We start from the raw sequence: 18,365 nt of genomic DNA, 5'->3' as shown, positions 1-18,365 counted from the left end.
CTGATGACCCGGCCGGCCGCAGACTCGGGAAGACGGCGGACAGTCCGTCCAGCACCGTCGCGCGGCTCACCCGGCCTGGCGGGTTCCTGCGTAGAGAGTTAGGAGGGTATCGCGCCCAGCTGGCGCATCATGCGCAGGTCGTCCGAGACGAAGTCGGCCTCGGTGATCTGCTCACCGTCTACCTGGTACATCGCCACGATCGAGTACCGCACCTTCCGCCCGGTCGGCTCGACGCCGCGCAGCGCCCCGCGGTGCGTGCCCTCCATCGTGTACAGCGCCCACACGTCGGGGCCGTCGACCACCAGCTTCTCGATCGTGTGATCAGACATGTTCCGGACAATAGTCGGCCGTCTCAGTATCGCTCCCCTTCATCAACAGGCTCTAAGGCCGTGACGATCGCTGCGGGTGGCCACGTGCCGTCCAGGGTCGGGGCGATCAGCTGACGCGCCGCTTCCGGTCCTCAGATAACGGAGTTGCCCTACTCCCGGTCCGCAGGGTCTGGCTTAAGCGGAGTTACGTAGTGACCTCAACGCGGAGAAGGGGACGACGAGCCGCCGGCGGACAGCGTGGAATGTCTCCTTCCGCCCACTGTTGGACACCACCGTGATGACGGAGTCATCGGCCGAAATCGGCAGCGGATAGCCTCTCTGCGGCACCTGCGCCGTGAAGGTGGATCCCGCCGTCACCGACACCGACCCGAGCCAGACATACTGCGCCGCACAGCCCGCGGCCACGTACGTCTGATCTTTCACGCGTACGGATACCAATGGCTGCCCGCAATGCGTGTTCCCCGACTCAGAGCCACACGCGGCCAATGCGGCGCTCGCCAGCGATGCCATTAGCAATATCGCCTTTAACGGTGAGGTTCACATCCGGTTCACCCATTCCGAACGGCGGACGGGCGGCGCAGCCCGTTGAATCCCAGGCTAATGGCCCGCGGAATTCCCCACCAGCCGCCGATGCGGTAAGTCAGAAGCCGCGCACAGGGGTGAGGCGGACGCGGACCGGTACCACCCCAGCTTCGGCACCGAGGGTTGCCGCGCGCATTTCCGCAGGCTCGGTACGGCCGCTTACGGGAAGATCGCCGGAAAGACCTAGGTCGGCAATGCCGCGGGTCATCACCGGTGAGCGTGCCGACTTCCCAGGCTGGTGACGCGGACTGAATTTCCGTTAGGCGAACATGCCTGCGTACGGGACGGGTTCGCCTGTGATCGGGTCCAGGCCCGCTTCGAAGCGACGTTCCTGTTCACGCCAGTGCACGAAAGGCTCGACGTTTCCCCCCAGGGAGACGTCCACCTGTTGGGACAGCCGACTCCCCAGGCAAGTACGGCATCAGCGCCCAGTTCAACGCCTGATATCCCGCCGTACTGTTCCCAGTGGTGGTCTCCTGAGCGATCGTTCCCTTCCAACGCGGGAAGTCGTCAGGCGCCAGCGGCAGCTCAATGCTCACTAGGCCGGCGATGCTTCCACCGCCGGAGACCGTCATGAATGCACGGTAGTCAGCCGGCAGACGGGTACCCGGCTGGGCCTCGACGGCTTCCCAATCCACCTGTTCGTCAGCGCCACCGGAACGATGCCCACGCAGCGTAGGAACCCAGGTCAGTGCCCGCGACGGTCAAGTTCCCCACGCCTGGGGTCCGTTATCCCGACAGGTGCGAAGACCTTGCCGTCATCAGACGGTTGTGGGAAGTCTTCGTCGTTTCCGTCGAGCCAGCCAGTGAGCCGTTCGGCCAGCGTGCGGTCCTCGGGGAAAAGGGCATGTCGCAGACTGCGCCCGTTGGGATCCCAGCCCCACATCCGCCCTTCCGGAGTGCTGTAGTCGACCATGGACCAAATCGCGCAGCCCCACGTCAGCAACGGCACCACGGACGGCGGGTGAACGAACCCGCGTTCAGGCCCTCCTTCGAGCCAGCCCAGGTATGACTCAACGAGGATGGGGCTGTCACTGAACTCGTACGGGACGGTCAGAGACAGCGCTTCTCCCCAGCGGCCGAATCCTCCATCGGCAACCTCGAGGTAGATCCGCTTGAGCAGAACCGGCATCGGATGACCGACCACTGCCTCAACCTCGGCAACGGCCTCGGGAGGCGCCGGAGGCGGCAGGTCTGAGCTCTGCACTCTGATCCTGGCGATGATCTCCTCGTCACTCATAGAGCCACGGATATCAGAGCTATCTGACACGGTTGGACTCTAGAGACCGTCGGACATGTGGCCGAACTCGAACGTGAGCACCTGGCAGAGCTCGCCACCGGAGCCAGACAGGCGGTCTCAGCTTTGCCATCAGCGTGCCATTAGCCACGGTGATCAGGGGCCAACAGCGGTCGCGCGCGGACACATGCATGCCCAGGTCGGCGTCTATGACGGCCGAGACCCCTGCGCTTCCCAAGGCTTCGACCTTCACTCGTTCCGATGGAGCCAGCGATCGTCCTGGAATTCGGCGGGAATTTCGCCTTCCCACGGATCGATCCCGCGTCTTTCCATCTCCGCGAACCAGCGGTCCCGTTGCGACGTGGGCAGCCGCTGCCCGCACCACGGACAGAAGTCGATCCCGATGCTCGACGTGCCACCGTCATGGATGGTCAGCCCGTACTCCTGGAACCTGGCGCTGAACCGTACGATCGCGTCCGGGCAGTCGAACGGGTCATCGTGGTGATCTCAGTGCCGGTTCACCTGGCGCGTCATCGTTTCGCAGCAGTGCCGGGTCATGAGTATCAGTTTCAACCAAAGGTCGAAGAGACGTCGCGTGTTGCCGGCGCCGATCTTGGTGTGGTCGCTCCGGCTGAGCGGGCACGCGGTGAACCAGGCGACCGCCTCGTCCATCGTCTCGTACGGGTGTCCACCGAGAAGTCCCGCGCAAGCTCGGCCGCCTGCCGCGGGTCGAGCACCGACTGCACGTCCGGTGAGGCCAGCGACACGATCGCGGTCTCGATGCCGGGACGGTACGCACCGCGCGGGTCCAGCGCACCGCCCGCACCTGGGGCGAGCTGTGGCACTGCGACGGGCTGTTCCGCGCGGTCCGCAACGCCCCGCTCATCGACCGCGACCCGGCCGACTACCGCTACATCGACTGGCCGTACGGCGGTTGAGACTCAGACGGTGGCGTCCGCGCGGTCGCGTTCGGCGACGAGCTGGAGGGCGACGTCGATGATCATGTCCTCCTGTCCGCCGACGTAGCCGGCCTCGCCGACGCGCTGCAGGATCTCGTGGGCGGGCACGTCGTAGCGTTCGGCCGCGCGCTCGGCGTGCAGCAGGAAGCTGGAGTACACGCCCGCGTAGCCCTGGGTGATCGCGCCGCGGTCGGCGAACGGCAGCCGGTGCAGGAACGGCTTGACCACGTCCTCGGCGGCGGCCAGCGCGCCCTGGACGTCCACGCCGGTGGGGACGCCGAGCCGTTCGAACGTGGCGACCAGCACCTCGGTGGGCGAGTTGCCCGCCCCCGCGCCGAGCGCGCACAGCGCGCCGTCGATCTGCAGGGCGCCGTTCTGCGTGGCCAGCACCGAGTTGGCCACGCCGAGAGAGAGGTTCTGGTGCCCGTGGAAGCCGACCTGGGCCTCGTCGCCGATCTCGTCGACCAGGGCGGCGACCCGCGCCTGCGCGTCGCCGAGCACGAGGGCACCGGCCGAGTCCACGACGTAGACGCACTGCGCGCCGCCGTCCACCATGATCCGGGCCTGCGCGGCGAGCTGCTCCGGGCCGACGCGGTGCGACAGCATCAGGAAGCCCACGGTCTCCATGCCCAGCTCGCGGGCCGCGGCGAAGTGCTGCAACGAGACGTCCGCCTCGGTGCAGTGGGTGGCGATCCGGGCCACCGACGCGCCGGCGGCGTGCGCCCGCTTGAGGTCCTCCACCGTGCCCAGGCCGGGCAGCAGCAGTACGGCGATCTTCGCGTTCGCCGCCTCGTCCACCGCGGCGGCGACCAGCTTGATGTCGTCCTCCAGCGAGAACCCGTAGTTGAAGGACGACCCGCCGAGCCCGTCGCCGTGCGTGACCTCGATGACCTCCACCCCGGCGCCGTCCAGGGCGTGCACGACACCGCGGACCTGCTCCTCGGTGAACCGGTGCGCCATCGCGTGGCTGCCGTCCCGCAACGTGGAGTCGGTGATCCTGATCTTCGCGGGGGTACGGCCCTCCGCGGCCGCCACCTTGGTCCTGCGTTCGTTGGCCACGTGGCCGCCGTCGTTCATCGGGCCTCCTCCACTTCGGCGGTCGCCTTCTCCAGCGCCAGCTGCTCGCCCACCCGGGCGGCCGCGGCGGTCATGATGTCGAGGTTGCCGGCCCACGGCGGCAGGTAGTCACCGTTGCCCCGGACCTCCAGGAACACCGCCACCCGCGCGTTGCCGTTCCAGATGTCGCGCGGCCCGTCGAACTGCGGCTCGGCGCGAAGGGTGTAGCCGGGGACGTACTCGCCGACCCGGGCCACCATGCGGTGGACCGACGCGCTGATGGCCTCGGTGTCGGCGTCGGCGGGGATCGCGCAGAACACCGTGTCCCGCATGATCATCGGCGGGTCGACGGGGTTGAGGATGATGATGGCCTTGCCCTTGGCGGCGCCGCCGACCTGCTCGATCGCGTGCGACGTCGTCTCGGTGAACTCGTCGATGTTGGCCCGGGTGCCGGGGCCGGCCGACCGGGAGGCGATGGAGGCGACGATCTCGGCGTACGACACCGGGGTCACGCTCGACACGGCGTGCACGATCGGGATGGTCGCCTGGCCTCCACAGGTGATCATGTTGAGGTTCGGCGCGTCGGCCAGCGTCTCCAGGTTCACCGGCGGGCAGACGAACGGCCCCGCGGCGGCGGGAGTCAGGTCGATGGCCTTGATGCCGGCTTCGGCGTAGCGCGGGGCGTTGGCCAGGTGCGCCTTGGCCGACGTGGCCTCGAAGACCAGGTCCGGCAGCGTGTCCTGGGCCAGTAGCCAGTCCACCCCGCCGGCCGAGGCCTCGACGCCGCGGGCACGGGCGCGGGCCAGCCCGTCGGACGCCGGATCGACGCCGACCATCGAGTGGACCTCGAGCAGATCGCTGCGGAGCAGCTTGACGAGCAGGTCGGTGCCGATGTTCCCCGGGCCGACGATCGCGGCGCTCAGCTTCTTCCCGCCGCTCACGCGGTCACCTGCCGGAAGTCGGCGGTGACGCTGCCGAGGCCGGCGAACGTGGCGGTGACGATGTCGCCCGCCGCGACGTCGACGGCCGCGGTGATCGAGCCGGGCAGCACGACGTGGCCGGCCTCGAGGGTGACCCCGAGCGCGCCGAGCGTGTTGGCCAGCCAGATCAACGCGTTGAGCGGGCTGCCGAGCACGGCCCCGCCCGCCCCCGTCTGCACGAGCTCGCCGTTCCGGTGCAGGAGGCAGCCGGCCGTGACCAGGTCCACGGCGTCCAGCCTGGTCGGCCGGGTGCCGAGCACTACGCCGCCGGAGGAGGCGTTGTCGGCGATCGTGTCGGCCAGGGTGATCTTCCAGTCCGCGATCCGGGAATCGATGATCTCCAGGGCGGGCAGCAGGAAGTCCACCGCCGCGATCGCCTGGGCGGCCGTCACGCCGGGCCCGGCCAGCGGCCTGCCCAGCACGAAGGCGATCTCCGGCTCGATCCTCGGCTGGAGGAACCGGCCGGCGTCGATCGGAGCGCTGTCGGTGTGGAACATCGAGTCCACGAGGTGGCCGTAGTCCGGCTGGTCCACGCCGAGCTGGCGCTGCATCGCCGCCGAGGTCAGGCCGACCTTGTGGCCCTTGATCACGGCACCGTCGCGCAGCCACCGGTCGACCTGGATCCGCTGGATCCCGTAGGCGTCCTCCAGCGACAGGTCCGGAAATGTTCTGGTGAGCGGCTGGATCGCCTCGCCGGTGTCGTAGGCGGTCAGCAGTTCGGCGGCGGCTTTCTCCGCGGAGCCCGGGTCCATGATCGTTCCTCTCGTCCTTTTCGCAGCTCAATCCTGGTTTCCGAGGTCCGCTTCGGCCAAAGGATGCGTCCCACCTCATGGGACGCGACTCCTACAGTGATGGGTATGCCTGAGATTCCGGACGATTCGTACCTCCGTCGGGTGGTGGCCGTATTGGGTGCCTTCCGGGCCGAGGACGGCGAGGTCGGTGCCGCCGAGCTGGCCCGGCGTACCGGTCTGCCCAAGTCGACCGTGCACCGGATCACCGTCGCCCTCGCCGAGGAGGGCCTGCTCGAACGGCAGGGCTCCGCGATGCGGCTGGGGCTGCGGCTGTTCGAGATCGGGCAGCGGGTGCCCCGGCAGCGCGTGCTGCGCGACGCCGCCCTGCCGTACATGACGGACCTGCGGGAGGCGACCCGGCAGACGGTGCACCTCGCCGTGCTGGAGGGCAACGAGGTCGTCTACGTGGAGATCCTCGGCACGCCCGGCGGTCCCGTGATGCCGTCCCGGGTGGGCGGCCGGCTGCCCGCGCACGCGACCGGAGTGGGCAAGGCGATCCTGGCCTACTCCCCACCGCCGGTGACGCGCGCGGTGCTGGACGGGGAGCTCGCCAGGCTCAGCGAGCGCAGCGTGATCGCTCCCGGCCTGCTCGCCCGGGAGCTCGCCGGGATCCGCCGCGACGGTGTCGCCTACGACTACGAGGAGTCCGGCCGCGGCATCGTCTGCGCCGCCAGCCCGGTGCTCGGCCCGGACGGCGAGGTGCTGGGCGCCCTGTCGGTGTCGGGCTGGGTCAACCGGATGCGCCCGGCCGGAGTGGCCCCGGCCGTGCACACCGCGGCGCTCGCCCTTTCCCGCACGCTCGGCCACCGGGACCGTCCCCGGACACCGTCGACCGGCCACGTACGGGCTGAGCGCGGGTTACAGATGGCCGGAATCGGTCCCTGACGGGACGATGGGCGGCACCGGCCACGGCCCGTGGATCCAGTGCGGTGACCTCGGTGTTTATACATCTTGTATAGCGACGATCCGGCTTCTATGGTCATCGCATGGGGCATGACACCGGCCTTTACAGCGGTTCACCAACCCAGTCCGACGTGCGTAAGAAGCCGACTCGCGACCGGATCCTCGACGGGGCCGTGGCGGTGTTCGGCGACAAGTCCTTCGTCGAGGCGACGATGGATGACATCGCCAGGGCGGCGAAGGTCACCCGGGCGACGGTGTACGCCTACTTCCCCGGCAAGGTGGAGATCCTGAGGGCGCTCGTCGCGCGCGTGTACGAGGTCGCCGACGGCGTGTGCGCCTCCCTGGCCGCCCGCGAGGAGTGGTCGCGCGAGGAGGTCCGCGCGTGGCTGCACGAGGCCGCGGCGGGCTGGCGCGAGATGGCGCCGGTGATCAGGGTGCTGGCGGCGGCGGGGTCCACGGCGGTCGGCGACCCCGGCGGTGCCCGCGACCGTTCCCTCGCCGCGCACGAGCGCTACGTGGCGTTGCTGGCCGACCCCCGTCACTGGCCGGACACGCCGCCCGCGGAGGCCCGGCAGCGAGCCCTGATGGCCGTGCTTCAGGTGGAGTCGTTCCTGTCGATCTGGATCGCCGGTGGCTGGCCGCTGGCGACCGACGACCCGTTCGACCTGCTCACGGACGCGATCTGCCACCTGCTCGGGCCCGCGCTGCGCGAACGACCGGGCTGACGGCCTCGAAGGAACCCGCCCGCCCAAGGTGTACACGACACGGAGGAGTTGGTGATGACGACGACGGCAAGGTCCTGGTCCGAGATCTTCGGTGAGCCCGACCGCCTCAGCATCGATCCGGAGTTCGCCGAGCTGCGCAGGGAACAGTCGCTCCGTCGCGTACGCCTGCCGTACGGCGAGCCCGCCTGGCTGGTCACCCGCTACGAGGACGCCAAGGTCGTCCTCGGCGACCCGCGGTTCAGCCGGGCCGCCGCCAACGACCGGGACGAACCCCGGACCCGGTACCACGTGGGATCGCCGGGCAGCCTGCTGCGCCATGACCCACCCGAGCACAGCCGGCTGCGCAGGCTGGTGGCCAAGGCGTTCACCGCCCGGCGCGTCGAGGGGCTGCGGCCCCGCGCCCAGCAGATCGCCGACCAGCTCATCGACCGCATGATGGCCCAGGGCCCGCCCGCCGAGCTGGTCGAGGACTTCGCGCTACCGCTGCCGATCACCGTCATCTGCGAGCTGCTCGGGGTGCCGGTCGAGGACCGGGTCGACTTCCGCCTGTGGTCCGACGCGTTCCTGTCCACCACCAGGTTCACGCCGGAACAGGTCACCGAGTACGTCGGCCGGATGCGGGAGTACATGGCGGGTCTGATCGCCGAGCACCGCGAGGAGCCGCGAGACGACCTGATCGGCGCGCTCGTCACGGCGCGCGACGAGCAGGACCGGCTGTCGGAGGAGGAGCTCCTGGCGATGGCCGAGGGGATCCTGGTCGCCGGGCACGAGACGACGGCCTCCCAGATCCCCAACTTCGTCTACACGCTGCTGACCCACCCCGAACAGCTCGCCGCCGTACGCGCCGATCCCGGGCTGATACCGCAGGCGGTGGAGGAGCTCATGCGCTACGTGCCCCTGGGCGGCGGCGCGGGCAGCGCGCGCTACGCGCTCGAGGACGTCGAGCTTGGCGGCGTGACGGTACGGGCCGGCGAGCCCGTCGTGGTCGCCCTGCAGTCGGCGAACCGCGACGAGTCGATCTACGCGGACCCCGACACCCTCGACCTGCACCGCCGGGAGGCGTCCCACGTCGGTTTCGGGCACGGCCCGCACCACTGCCTGGGCGCCCAGCTGGCCCGGATGGAGCTCCAGGTCGCCCTCGGCGCGCTGGTGCAACGCCTTCCGGGTTTGCGGTTCGCCGGCACCGAACAGGACATCGTCTGGAAGACGGGAACGGCCACCCGAGGACCGGCGCGACTGCCGATCACCTGGGACCGCCCATGAGCACGAAGGAGGACTCATGACCTGGGAGATCGAGGTGGACGCGGGGACCTGCATCGGCTCGGGGATCTGCGCCGGCACCGCCCCGGACCACTTCAAGGTCGTCGACGGTGTCTCCCACCCCCTGCGCCCGGAGACCGACCCGGCCGAGCCGGCGCTCGACGCCGCCGAGTCGTGCCCGGTCGAGGCCATCACCATCCGCGACAAGGAGACCGGCAGGACCCTGGCCCCCGAGGAGTGACCGGCCCGCCTCCGAAGCCCACATACTGTCTCATCGACATCAGCCACCACGGCGTGAAGGAGACGGTGTGAAGGTCACCGCCGGCCAGGTGTTCGCCTGGCGGATGCGGAGGCAGTTCGTCGATCCCCGTGGTGACACGGGCGCGGTCGACGTGGCCGGGAGGTTGTGCGGCGTTCAGGCGCAGGTCGCCTCGGCCGCGGAGACGGCCGTCGGGCTCCGGCAGGCGACGCCGAGGATCGGCGAGGTGAAGCGCCGCCTCGCCGACCGGTCGCTGGTGAAGACCTGGGCGATGCGCGGCACCCTGCACCTGCTCCGGCCCGCCGAGCTGGGCGCTTTCCTGTCACTGGTCGCCTCGGCCCGCGTCTGGGAGAAACCGGCCTGGCAGCGGACGTTCGGCGCGACGCCGCAGGAGGTCGGCGAGCTCGCCGAAGCGGTCCCGGCGATCCTCGACGGTGCGGCGCTGACCCGCGACGAACTCGTCACCGCCCTGGTGGCCGACCAACGGTTCACGGGGATGGAGGAGCAACTGCGGTCCGGCTGGGGCGCGCTCCTCAAGCCGCTGGCGTGGCAGGGCGCCCTGTGCCACGGCCCCGTCCGGAGCGGCAACGTCACCTTCACGAGCCCCGCCCGTCTCATCCCCGGGTGGGACGGGCTGCCGGAGCCCGAAGCGGCCGCGCCCGTCGCCATCGCGGCGTACCTGGGCGCCTACGGACCGGCCACACCGGAGGTGTTCGACGCCTGGCTGACGCGGGGCAGCCTGCGCAGAACGGTCGTGCGCCGGTGGTTCGCGGAGATGGGCGAGCGGCTCACCGAGGTGGAGGTCGACGGCCGGCCGGCGTACGTCCTCACCGAACACGCCGGTGAACTCGCCGACTCCGCGCCCAGCCGGTCGGTGCGGCTCCTGGGGGCCTTCGACCAGTACGTCCTGGGCCCGGGGACCACGGACACCCGCATGCTGCCCGCGGAGCACCGCGCCAGGGTGAGCCGCGCCGGGGGCTGGATCTCGCCGGTCGTCATCGTGGGCGGCCGGATCGCCGGCGTCTGGGAGGCGACCGGCGAGGAGATCGTCGTGTCGCTGTTCCCGGGCGCCGGCGAACCACCGGTCGAGGCCCTGGAGTCGGAGGCCGCTCACGTCCCGCGCGTGAGCGGCCTCGACACCGTCAAGGTACGGACGGCGTAGCCCGCCCGCGGGTCAGGACGGCAGGTGCCACACCTGGTTCGCACCGCCGGTGCAGTCCCAGATCTCCACCTGGGTGCCCGGCGTCGTGGACCAGCCGGTGTCGTCGAGACACCGGTTCGACTGCGGGTTGTACAGCGAGCCGTTGGACTGGGGGATCCAGACCTGCGCGGCGGTGTTGTTGCAGTCGTACAGGTCGACCTTCGTGCCGTTCGCGGTGCCGCCGCCGTTGATGTCCAGGCACTTGCCCAGGACGTGCAGCGTGCTGCCGGCCTCCACGACGGTCCACTGCTGGGCCGCCGTGCCGTTGCACGTGTAGACCTGTATGGGGTTGAAGTTCGTCGTGTCGGAGGAGCGGTCGTCCAGGCACAGGCCGCCGTAGCCGGTGATGGCCTTGCCGCCCGACGGCGGGGGCGTCGTGCCGCCTCCGCCACTCGTCAGCACCCGAACGTAGTCGACCAGCATCGGCACGCCCGACTGCGTCGAGCCGGTGGGCCCGCCGCCGAACGCCGCCGGGAAGCCGCCGCCCATCGCCACGTTGAGGATCATGAAGAAGCCGTGGTGGAGGGCGTTGTTCCAGGTCGTCGCGTCGACCTGGTTCGCGTTGATGGTGAAGAAGTTGTTGCCGTCCAGGTAGTAGCGCAGTTGCTCGGGGGAGACGCTGCGGTCGTACTCCACCGCGTACTGGTGGAAGCCGGCCTGGCAGCCGCCGCAGGCGCGTTCACCGCTGCCGATGCCGGTGGTCTCGTTGCACGGGCCGCCCGGGTTCGTCCCGCAGTGCAGGGTGGCGAACTCCGAGCTGCGTCCGTTGATGTCCTCCATCACGTCGATCTCGCCGATGCTCGGCCAGTTCGTCGCGCCGACCGGCCGCGCGGCCGCGCCGAGCGCCCAGAACGCCGGCCAGTAGCCGGCCGCCGCCGCGCCGGAGACGTTCGGCTGCTGGATCGAGGCCTCCATGCGGAGCTTCCCGCCGGAGGGGGCGGCGAAGTCGGTGCGCTGGGTCTCCACCCGGCCGGAGGTCCAGTGGCCGCTGCCGTCGCGGAGCGGCTTGATCACCAGGTCGCCATTGCCGTCCTGGTAGACGTTCTGCGTGCTGTTGGTCATGGTCTCGACCTCGCCGGTGCCCCAGTTCCCGGCACCGCCCGGATAGCCGGTGCCGGTGTCATAGAGCCAGTTGGCGGTGTTGAGTCCGGTGCCGGAGGCGCCGGTGAAGTCGTCGCTGAAGACGGTGCTCCAGCCCGAGGGCGGTGGGGGGATCGACGCGCCGGAGCTCGGCGCGACGGCGACGGTCGCGGTCAGGGTGGCCGCCGCCGTGACGGCGGCCAGGATGAGTCGGCGAAGGCGCGTTGGCCGAGGTCTCCGCGCGGATATGGCAGGGGGATCCGCGATCACGACGTACCTCTTCTCAGGCAGCCGCTGCCGGACGCGACGGTGCCGGCCGTGGACGGGGGAGTCCGCGGCACCGAGACGTGACAGGGGCGGGGGCGGGGCGGAGAGAGCGCTCTATCGCATGGTCGTCCTCTGTTAAGAATGTTGTCAATACCGCGTCGCCGTTCGCTTGACAGCGCGGATGTGTCGGGGGCGGGTGGGCCGGGTAGCCGAGCGGTCAGTGCGGCGTGCCGTAGCGCCGCCCCGGCAGGAGGGAGAGACCGTGACCGAGTACGAGGCGTCCCGGAGCATCGCCGCGGCTCCGGAGTCGGTCTTCGCGGTGGCGTCCGACGTGGGGGCGATGGACGACTGGTTGCCCCGTGACGTCCACGTGGAGTCGGCCGAACCGCCGGAGGTGACCGTGACCCATGGCGCGGACGTCGACCGGGAGCGTGCCCTGCTGCGTGCCGACCCGGACCAGCTCAGGGTCGAGTGGGGCACCCGCGACACCGATGAGTACGCCGGATGGCTCCAGGTCACCGGCATGGGCACGGGCCCCAGCGAGGTGGTCGTCCACCTGTCCTTCTTCGACCCCGATCACGCGCCGCCCGGTCCGGACGTGGAGGCGGCACTGCACCGCAGCCTGGACCGCCTGGCCGAGAAGGTGGGAAAGGGCGGCGGGTGACCCGGCCTCGCGGCAGCCGCTTCCTCTAGGGTCCTCACAGGGTCACGCCGTCCAGGTGAGGGAAAGGGGCTGTCGCCGGTGGAGATCTGGATCAATCCGAGGTGCTCGAAGTGCCGTTCGGCGCTGTCCCTGCTGGACGCGCAGGGGGCCGGGTACACCGTGCGCCGGTATCTGGACGATCCGCCGACGGCGAAGGAGCTTCAGGACGTCCTCGCCCGGCTCCGGCTGGAGCCCTGGGACATCACCCGTACCGGCGAGCGCGTCGCCGCGGAGCTGGGGATCGCGGACTGGCCGCGGGACGCCGCGACCCGGGACCGCTGGATCGAGGCCCTGGCCGCACACCCGATCCTCATCCAGCGGCCGATCATCACCGCGGATGACGGTACGGCGGTGATCGGCCGGTCCGACGAGGCCGTACGGTCACTGTTCACGTGAGATCCGGCCTTGACCTTCGAGCCGGCTCGAAGGTCTACGGTCAACGTCGTGACCAGCATGCGGATCTCCCAGCTCGCCGAGCGCACCGGCGTCCCGGCCACCACCCTGCGGTTCTACGAGACCGCTGGCCTGTTGCCGGCCGGGCGCAGCCGGTCCGGATATCGCCTCTACGGTCAGGAGTCGATCGAACGCCTGGCGTTCATCCGCGCGGCCAAGCACCTGGGGCTGCCGCTGGAGGAGATCGCCGGCCTGCTGCGAGTGTGGTCCTCGGGGTCGTGCGCGGACGTCAAGGCCGGCCTCCGGCCGCGCGTCGCCGATCGCCTGGCCGAGACCGACGCCCGCGTCGGCGAGCTGACCGCGTTCGCCGCCTCGCTACGGCGGGCGCTGGCCCACCTGGACGCGCTGCCCGACCGGTCCGGCCGCTGTGACCCGCACTGCGGCTTCCCCGGCCCGGCGAACGGTCCGTCCCAGCCCCCGCCGTACGCCGGCGGGCAGCGGTGGCGGGAGGCGCCGGTGGCCTGCTCGCTGACCGGCGGCGCCATGGCCGACCGCGCCCGGCGCTGGCGCGGGCTTCTCGACGGCGCCGGACGGCGGGAGATCGACGAGGGCGTCCGGCTGACACTGCCCGCCGACCGCGCCGCCGCGCTGACCGCGCTCGCGGCCGACGAGCAGCGCTGCTGTCCGTTCTTCGACTTCCGCCTCCACCTCGACGGCCCGGTCGTGCACCTGGAGGTCCGGGCCCCGGCCGACGGCACCGCCCTGCTGACCGAACTGTTCTCCCACTCCTGATCCACCGCCGCCGCGTGACCTCACCGGCCGACCCGTGAGAAGGCCATGCTCGTCCTCCGTTCCATCGCGCTGTTCCTCCTGGCCGCCGTCTTCGAGATCGGCGGTGCCTGGCTGGTCTGGCAGGGAGTACGCGAGCACCGTGGCTGGGTCTGGATCGGCCTGGGGGTGATCGCGCTCGGCGTCTACGGGTTCGTGGCCACCGCTCAGCCCGACCCGCACTTCGGCCGCATCCTGGCCGCGTACGGCGGTGTCTTCGTCGCGGGCTCCCTCACCTGGGGCGTGGTCATGGACGGCTACCGCCCCGACCGGTGGGACGTCATCGGCGCCGTGATCTGCCTGATCGGCGTCGCCGTCATCATGTACGCCCCGCGCACCTGAGCCTCAGCCGGTCGGGCGTCTTGAGCGGACGGTTTACCGCACCCTGGAGAAACGACCCGTCGCAGGGGCATTCCCCGGCCGGCTCGGCGTCGTTGAACCCGACGAGGAATCCCAGGTGGGCGCAGGTCGCCGCTACCGGGCGCTGACGTCACCGGCGGCAGTACGGCGCGGTCTCTTGGTCGTGGGCCGCGCGGAGCTCGGGGTTACGTGGCACGACCGGATGTTCTGACGCGGCCGGGCTTGGCACCGCTTCGCGGCGTTCATCGGGTGGTCGTTGAGTGGGTTGTCCGGGTGTGCTCGGGCCCGGTGCCGGTGGTGGCGCGTGCGTGTTTTTCGGCGGCGCGGAGGATGTCGTCGCCGAGTTGTTCGAGGAATCGGCCCGCGGTGGCGAGTCGGGTTCCGACAGCGGTGTCGGACCCGAAGATGTCGGCGCCGCGCAGCGCGGTGGCGGCGAGTCGCTGGTTGGAGCGGACGCCGACGACCGCGGAGCGGACGCCCGCGTTCTCGTCGAGGAAGTACCGGTGGCGCCGGCTCTGGCTGTCGCGGCCGCGGAGGATCAGCCCGTGCTCGTGCAGCAGGCCGACCGCGTGCGAGATGGTCGCCGCGCTGACCTGCAGGTGCCGCGCCAGCTCGGCGGCCGTGCGGCTGCCGGTCTCGGAGGTGAACAGACAGGCCATCACACCGGCGGCGGTGCGCGGCATGCCGGTCTCGATGAGAGCCGTGGTGAGGTCGGCCACGAACGCGGCCGTCACGTCGGGGCCGGTGTGGTCGCCGGCCCGCCGCGCGGCCGCCGCTGGGCGAGGGGTGCGCCGGGCGCGGTGGATGGTGGCGAGGTGGGCGAGGTCCGCGCGGTAGCGGCCCGGCCCGCCGTTGCGCGCGACTTCGCGGCTGACCGTCGAGGTGGGGCGGCCCAGCCGGCGGGCGATGCCGGCGTAGTCCAGGCCCTGCTCCAACCCGGCGGCGATCTGCCGCCGGTCGGCTCTGGTCAGTCTGCGTCCTGGCATCCGGCGGTTCCCTCCGATCCGGTCGGCTCGCGGTCAGTATGCGAGCCAGGCGCCAACCGTTGCAACGGGCGGCTCCCGGCGTGCATCAGCCGGCAACGTCATTGCAATCGCCGACAGCGGCCGTGAACAGCGAGAACAACGTGAATAAGGAGGAGGCTTCGTTGACTCGGGTTTCACGACCTGCCTAACGTTCGGATCCGCCGGCCGGGCAGCAGCACGAGAGGTGACCGCGTTTCCGGTCACCCGGTGAGGAGCGATGACATGCGTGCCAAGGGCATCACCTACGACACCGGATTCACCCCTGGCGGGCGGTGTTCGCGGCCCGTCTTCGACGCCGAGGCGGTGCGTCGGGAGATCCGTGTCATCGCCGACGACCTGCACTGCGACGCCGTGCGGATCACCGGCGGCGACCCCGAGCGGCTGGCGGTCGCCGCCGGGCATGCCGTCGACGCCGGGCTGGAGGTCTGGTTCTCCCCGTTCCCGTGCGAGCTGCCCGCAACGGAGCTGCTGCCGTACTTCGCCGACTGCGCGGACCACGCCCAGGAGGTGGGGGCGGAGGTCTTCGTCACCGGCTGCGAGCTGAGCCTGTTCATCCCCGGTTTCTTCCCGGGAGACGACAGCCTCGCCAGGATCGACACCCTGGTGGGCGGCGCCCCTGAGTCACTGGCCAAGGTCGCCGAGGTGCCCGCCAAGCTGGACCCATTGCTCGCCGACGCCGCGGCGACGGTGCGCGAACGGTTCCGGGGCAAGATCACCTACGCCTCCGGAACATGGGAACAGATCGATTGGACGCTCTTCGACATCGTGAGCGCGGACGCCTACGGCGATCCCGGGGACGCCTTCCGCCGGGGCCTGCGGGAATACTTCCGGCACGGTAAGCCGCTCGCGGCGACCGAGTTCGGCTGCTGCACCTACCGGGGCGCAGCCGAGCGCGGCGGCATGGGCTGGACAGGTGTCGTCGATCACGACGCCGATCCGCCCCGCGTCAACGGCGATTACGTCCGCGACGAGGAAGAACAGGCCCACTACCTGCGCGAGATGCTCGCCGTCTTCGACGATGAAGGCGTGGACACCGCCTTCTGGTTCACCTTCGCCGGCTATGAGTACCCGCACGACCCCGACCCGCGCTTCGACCTCGACATGGCCTCCTACGGGGTGTGCAAGCTGATGCCCGACGGCGGCCTCGCCCCCAAGGCCTCCTTCCACGCCATGGCCAAGGCATACCAATGAAGCCCACGCCTCCTCGTGCCGCACCGAGACCCTCTCGATGCCGGGCGTACGGCGGGTCGAGCCGATGATCGGGCTCTACCCGTGGCCGACGGTCGACCGGATCCTGACATTTCGGTCATCCGCTTGTCGTGTGCCCACCTTGGAAGAGTCCGTAGGATTGTCGGCGTCTGTTCCGGTCATAGCTACCCAGGGGTCATGCGATGACGCAGCCGACGCCGGACCCGGCGGCTCCAGCGGCCGGGCTGCGAGTCGAGCCGCTGATCGGGCGGACCGGTTTCCAGGCGACGGGGGAGGTGAACGCGGTCAACCGGAGCATGTGGGAGTCGGCGCTGGACGCGTCGGTCGCGGCGGCGGGATCGGGTGCCCTCGCCGGCCCGGTGGTTCACCTGGACCTGTCGGAGCTGACGCGTGTGGACGCCGGAGGCGCGGCGGCGGTCGCGGCGTCCGCCGGACGGCTCGGGCCGGACGGCCGGGTCGTGCTGCACAGCCCGCCCCCGCACCTGCCGCGAATACTCGATGTCCTGTGGCCGCGGGTGCCCGGAATCGAGGTGGAGCCATGAGCGTCGACGCGCCCGGCGCCGCCACCGGGAGGTCCGGCGAGAGTTTCCGGCATCCGGCCCTGTTCTACCGGGGGCGTGAGGAGTATCTGGCCACGACGGTGCCGTTCGTCACCGGCGGCCTGGCCGCCGGCGAACCGGTCGCCGTCGCCGTGCCGCGGCCCAACCTGGAGCTCCTGCGGGAGGCGCTCGGCCGCGAGCTGGGCGGTGACCTGAAGCGGGTCGAGCTGCTGGACATGGCTCAGGTCGGCCGCAACCCCGGACGGATCATCCCGGGGGTGTTGCGGGCGTTCGCCGACCGGCACCCGCACGGCCGAATACGCATCATCGGTGAGCCGATCTGGGCGGGCCGCACCGGCGAGGAGTACCCCGCCTGCCTCCAGCACGAGGCGCTGATCAATCTGGCGTTCGCCGGCCGGCCGGTGTCGATCCTGTGCCCGTACGACGCCGCGGCACTGGACCCCCGCGTGCTGGCCGACGCCGCCACGACCCATCCGGTCCTGGTCGACCGTGCGGCTGAGCGTGTCAGCCGCGGGTTCGCCCCGCGGTGGGCCATCGCGGCCGGCAACGTGCCCCTGCCCGATCCCTTCGGCGACTCCGGCCGCGAACGCGGCGCGGAGGGGGTGGCGACGGTGCGGTTCGACCACACGACTCTGGCTCCCGTCCGGGCCCTGGCGGTGCGCGAGGCCGCCGCGGGCGGGCTGGATCCGGACCGGGTCCTGGACGTCGAACTGGCCGTCAACGAACTCGCCGCCAACAGCCTGGCGCACGGCGGCGGTTCGGGCACACTCCGGGTCTGGATCGCCGGCGGGCGGCTGGTCTGCGAGATCAGCGACGGCGGGCAGATCACCGATCCGCTGGCCGGACGCCGCCCGGTCGACCCGGCCACTCCGGGCGGCCGCGGGCTGCTGCTGGTCAACCAGCTCGCCGACCTGGTCCGGACGCACAGCGTCCCCGGCGCGACGACCATACGCGCCTACTTCCGGCTGTGACCGTGCCGGGACGCTGAGCCGGTCAGCCGCCGGCCACCTCGACGCGGTCGAAGCCCTCTTCCACCGTGGGGGCGACCAGCCGCTTGGCGGTGGCGAGCACGCCGACGAGCGGCACCCGGGCGCGTCCGGTTCGGGCGGCGTTGCGGTCCAGGCAGACCGGGAGCGGCACGTCGACGTACACGGCCCGGACGACCGCGCCGTGCGCCCTGGCGACGGCGAGAGCGGCGCCCGCTCGCCGGGTGACGGATTGGTGTTGTCGACCACGACGTCGCGCCCGGCGGCCAGCAGTTCGTCGACCAGCCGCCGCTGCCGGCGCTCTCGCCGACGTGCGTTCGGCCACTGGTCCTTGCTCACCACCACGTGCGTCCCGGTCAGGTGTCCGGCCACCCACGGGGACAGGCCCATCGAGGGTTCGTCGAGCATCAGCGGGGCCGGCCGGCACATCGTGCCGCGCGACGGCACCCAGGCCGACGCCACGATGGCGGTGGCGGCGGCGAAGGCCACGGCGCACGGCCGGCGGGACCTCTCCTTCGACGACCGGGCCGCGGTCTTCCTGTGGGCCGCCGATCCACTAGGCCCGTCGCGCCCTTAATCCCCGCACAGAGCCGAGCTCAATGCGGGAAAAACGCAGAATCCGGCTCAGTATGCGAGATTCCATCATGGCTGGCCTTGAATAGCCGGTTTCGG

24 protein-coding genes are annotated in these 18,365 nt (G+C 71.0%); 13 read left to right on the top strand and 11 right to left on the bottom strand.

From position 1 onward, the window contains the following. Positions 1–98: 98 nt before the first annotated feature. The 8 genes from ACQEV1_RS32555 to ACQEV1_RS32520 all read right to left on the bottom strand — a co-directional run bounded on the left by ACQEV1_RS32555 (position 99) and on the right by ACQEV1_RS32520 (position 5,895). Complete coding sequence (locus tag ACQEV1_RS32555) at positions 99–329, bottom strand: ester cyclase (RefSeq protein WP_433398599.1); 231 nt, start codon at positions 327–329, stop codon at positions 99–101. Between the two features lie 917 nt (positions 330–1,246). After that, entirely contained in the window at positions 1,247–1,549 is a 303-nt protein-coding gene (locus tag ACQEV1_RS32550) for an SMI1/KNR4 family protein (protein WP_433398596.1), read from the bottom strand. A gap of 50 nt (positions 1,550–1,599) precedes the next feature. Further along, positions 1,600–2,151, bottom strand: coding sequence for a hypothetical protein (locus tag ACQEV1_RS32545; protein ID WP_433398593.1), 552 nt, complete (start codon positions 2,149–2,151; stop codon positions 1,600–1,602). 246 nt (positions 2,152–2,397) lie between these two features. After that, on the bottom strand, positions 2,398–2,619 hold the full coding sequence (locus ACQEV1_RS32540) for a DUF6980 family protein (protein WP_433406025.1): 222 nt from the start codon (positions 2,617–2,619) through the stop codon (positions 2,398–2,400). 36 nt (positions 2,620–2,655) lie between these two features. Then, positions 2,656–2,820 (bottom strand): hypothetical protein, encoded by a 165-nt coding sequence (locus ACQEV1_RS32535; RefSeq protein ID WP_433398590.1) that lies wholly within the window; start codon positions 2,818–2,820, stop codon positions 2,656–2,658. A gap of 269 nt (positions 2,821–3,089) precedes the next feature. Continuing rightward, on the bottom strand, positions 3,090–4,184 hold the full coding sequence (gene dmpG / locus ACQEV1_RS32530; protein ID WP_285623225.1) for a 4-hydroxy-2-oxovalerate aldolase: 1,095 nt from the start codon (positions 4,182–4,184) through the stop codon (positions 3,090–3,092). Then, positions 4,181–5,104 (bottom strand): acetaldehyde dehydrogenase (acetylating), encoded by a 924-nt coding sequence (locus tag ACQEV1_RS32525; protein ID WP_285623223.1) that lies wholly within the window; start codon positions 5,102–5,104, stop codon positions 4,181–4,183. Before ACQEV1_RS32525 ends, dmpG begins: the two co-directional genes overlap by 4 nt. Continuing rightward, on the bottom strand, positions 5,101–5,895 hold the full coding sequence (locus ACQEV1_RS32520; protein WP_285623221.1) for a 2-keto-4-pentenoate hydratase: 795 nt from the start codon (positions 5,893–5,895) through the stop codon (positions 5,101–5,103). The genes ACQEV1_RS32525 and ACQEV1_RS32520 overlap by 4 nt, the downstream gene beginning before the upstream one ends. A gap of 105 nt (positions 5,896–6,000) precedes the next feature. On the opposite strand from ACQEV1_RS32520, the gene ACQEV1_RS32515 reads away from it, so the two are divergent. From ACQEV1_RS32515 to ACQEV1_RS32495, 5 genes are all read left to right on the top strand, one after another. After that, on the top strand, positions 6,001–6,819 hold the full coding sequence (locus ACQEV1_RS32515; RefSeq protein WP_285623219.1) for an IclR family transcriptional regulator: 819 nt from the start codon (positions 6,001–6,003) through the stop codon (positions 6,817–6,819). A gap of 101 nt (positions 6,820–6,920) precedes the next feature. Continuing rightward, positions 6,921–7,562, top strand: coding sequence for a TetR/AcrR family transcriptional regulator (locus tag ACQEV1_RS32510; protein ID WP_433398585.1), 642 nt, complete (start codon positions 6,921–6,923; stop codon positions 7,560–7,562). Positions 7,563–7,616: 54 nt separating this feature from the next. Then, the gene (locus ACQEV1_RS32505; RefSeq protein WP_433398582.1) at positions 7,617–8,825 is read left to right on the top strand and encodes a cytochrome P450; all 1,209 of its coding nucleotides are present in this window, start codon (positions 7,617–7,619) and stop codon (positions 8,823–8,825) included. Between the two features lie 16 nt (positions 8,826–8,841). Then, positions 8,842–9,063: a ferredoxin gene (locus tag ACQEV1_RS32500; protein ID WP_285623213.1), complete on the top strand. Its 222-nt coding sequence runs from the start codon at positions 8,842–8,844 to the stop codon at positions 9,061–9,063. 67 nt (positions 9,064–9,130) lie between these two features. Continuing rightward, on the top strand, positions 9,131–10,243 hold the full coding sequence (locus ACQEV1_RS32495; protein ID WP_433398579.1) for a winged helix DNA-binding domain-containing protein: 1,113 nt from the start codon (positions 9,131–9,133) through the stop codon (positions 10,241–10,243). Positions 10,244–10,255: 12 nt separating this feature from the next. Here the strand turns inward: ACQEV1_RS32495 and ACQEV1_RS32490 are convergent, their stop codons facing one another. Next, complete coding sequence (locus ACQEV1_RS32490) at positions 10,256–11,632, bottom strand: ricin-type beta-trefoil lectin domain protein (protein WP_433398576.1); 1,377 nt, start codon at positions 11,630–11,632, stop codon at positions 10,256–10,258. A 259-nt stretch (positions 11,633–11,891) separates the two neighbouring features. Between ACQEV1_RS32490 and ACQEV1_RS32485 the strand changes: the two genes are divergently transcribed. From ACQEV1_RS32485 to ACQEV1_RS32470, 4 genes are all read left to right on the top strand, one after another. Then, positions 11,892–12,293 carry an SRPBCC family protein gene (locus tag ACQEV1_RS32485; protein WP_285623208.1) on the top strand — a complete coding sequence of 134 codons (402 nt, stop codon included), beginning with the start codon at positions 11,892–11,894 and terminating at the stop codon, positions 12,291–12,293. A gap of 78 nt (positions 12,294–12,371) precedes the next feature. Next, positions 12,372–12,728, top strand: a complete 357-nt coding sequence (locus ACQEV1_RS32480; protein WP_285572352.1) for an arsenate reductase family protein — start codon at positions 12,372–12,374, stop codon at positions 12,726–12,728. Between the two features lie 57 nt (positions 12,729–12,785). Beyond that, positions 12,786–13,517 (top strand): MerR family transcriptional regulator, encoded by a 732-nt coding sequence (locus ACQEV1_RS32475; protein ID WP_285623560.1) that lies wholly within the window; start codon positions 12,786–12,788, stop codon positions 13,515–13,517. Positions 13,518–13,562: 45 nt separating this feature from the next. Continuing rightward, positions 13,563–13,895 (top strand): YnfA family protein, encoded by a 333-nt coding sequence (locus ACQEV1_RS32470; protein ID WP_285572351.1) that lies wholly within the window; start codon positions 13,563–13,565, stop codon positions 13,893–13,895. 260 nt (positions 13,896–14,155) lie between these two features. Here the strand turns inward: ACQEV1_RS32470 and ACQEV1_RS32465 are convergent, their stop codons facing one another. Next, positions 14,156–14,899, bottom strand: a complete 744-nt coding sequence (locus ACQEV1_RS32465) for a helix-turn-helix domain-containing protein (RefSeq protein WP_432705578.1) — start codon at positions 14,897–14,899, stop codon at positions 14,156–14,158. Between the two features lie 261 nt (positions 14,900–15,160). On the opposite strand from ACQEV1_RS32465, the gene ACQEV1_RS32460 reads away from it, so the two are divergent. From ACQEV1_RS32460 to ACQEV1_RS32450, 3 genes are all read left to right on the top strand, one after another. Continuing rightward, complete coding sequence (locus tag ACQEV1_RS32460) at positions 15,161–16,129, top strand: hypothetical protein (protein ID WP_433398571.1); 969 nt, start codon at positions 15,161–15,163, stop codon at positions 16,127–16,129. A gap of 200 nt (positions 16,130–16,329) precedes the next feature. Further along, positions 16,330–16,689 carry an STAS domain-containing protein gene (locus tag ACQEV1_RS32455; protein ID WP_433398568.1) on the top strand — a complete coding sequence of 120 codons (360 nt, stop codon included), beginning with the start codon at positions 16,330–16,332 and terminating at the stop codon, positions 16,687–16,689. Next, positions 16,686–17,678 (top strand): anti-sigma factor RsbA family regulatory protein, encoded by a 993-nt coding sequence (locus ACQEV1_RS32450; protein ID WP_433398565.1) that lies wholly within the window; start codon positions 16,686–16,688, stop codon positions 17,676–17,678. Before ACQEV1_RS32455 ends, ACQEV1_RS32450 begins: the two co-directional genes overlap by 4 nt. 22 nt (positions 17,679–17,700) lie before the next feature. Here ACQEV1_RS32450 and ACQEV1_RS32445 read toward each other — a convergent pair whose 3' ends face one another. Then, on the bottom strand, positions 17,701–17,859 hold the full coding sequence (locus ACQEV1_RS32445) for a hypothetical protein (protein WP_433398562.1): 159 nt from the start codon (positions 17,857–17,859) through the stop codon (positions 17,701–17,703). 165 nt (positions 17,860–18,024) lie between these two features. On the opposite strand from ACQEV1_RS32445, the gene ACQEV1_RS32440 reads away from it, so the two are divergent. Continuing rightward, on the top strand, positions 18,025–18,270 hold the full coding sequence (locus ACQEV1_RS32440; protein ID WP_433398559.1) for a hypothetical protein: 246 nt from the start codon (positions 18,025–18,027) through the stop codon (positions 18,268–18,270). The last annotated feature ends 95 nt before the right edge of the window (positions 18,271–18,365 follow it).

The organism is Actinoallomurus sp. CA-142502 (genome assembly GCF_050936355.1).
Lineage (GTDB): Bacteria > Actinomycetota > Actinomycetes > Streptosporangiales > Streptosporangiaceae > Actinoallomurus > Actinoallomurus iriomotensis.
Note: the sequence above shows the minus strand (reverse complement) of the source record. Positions and strands in the feature narration are given on the sequence as shown.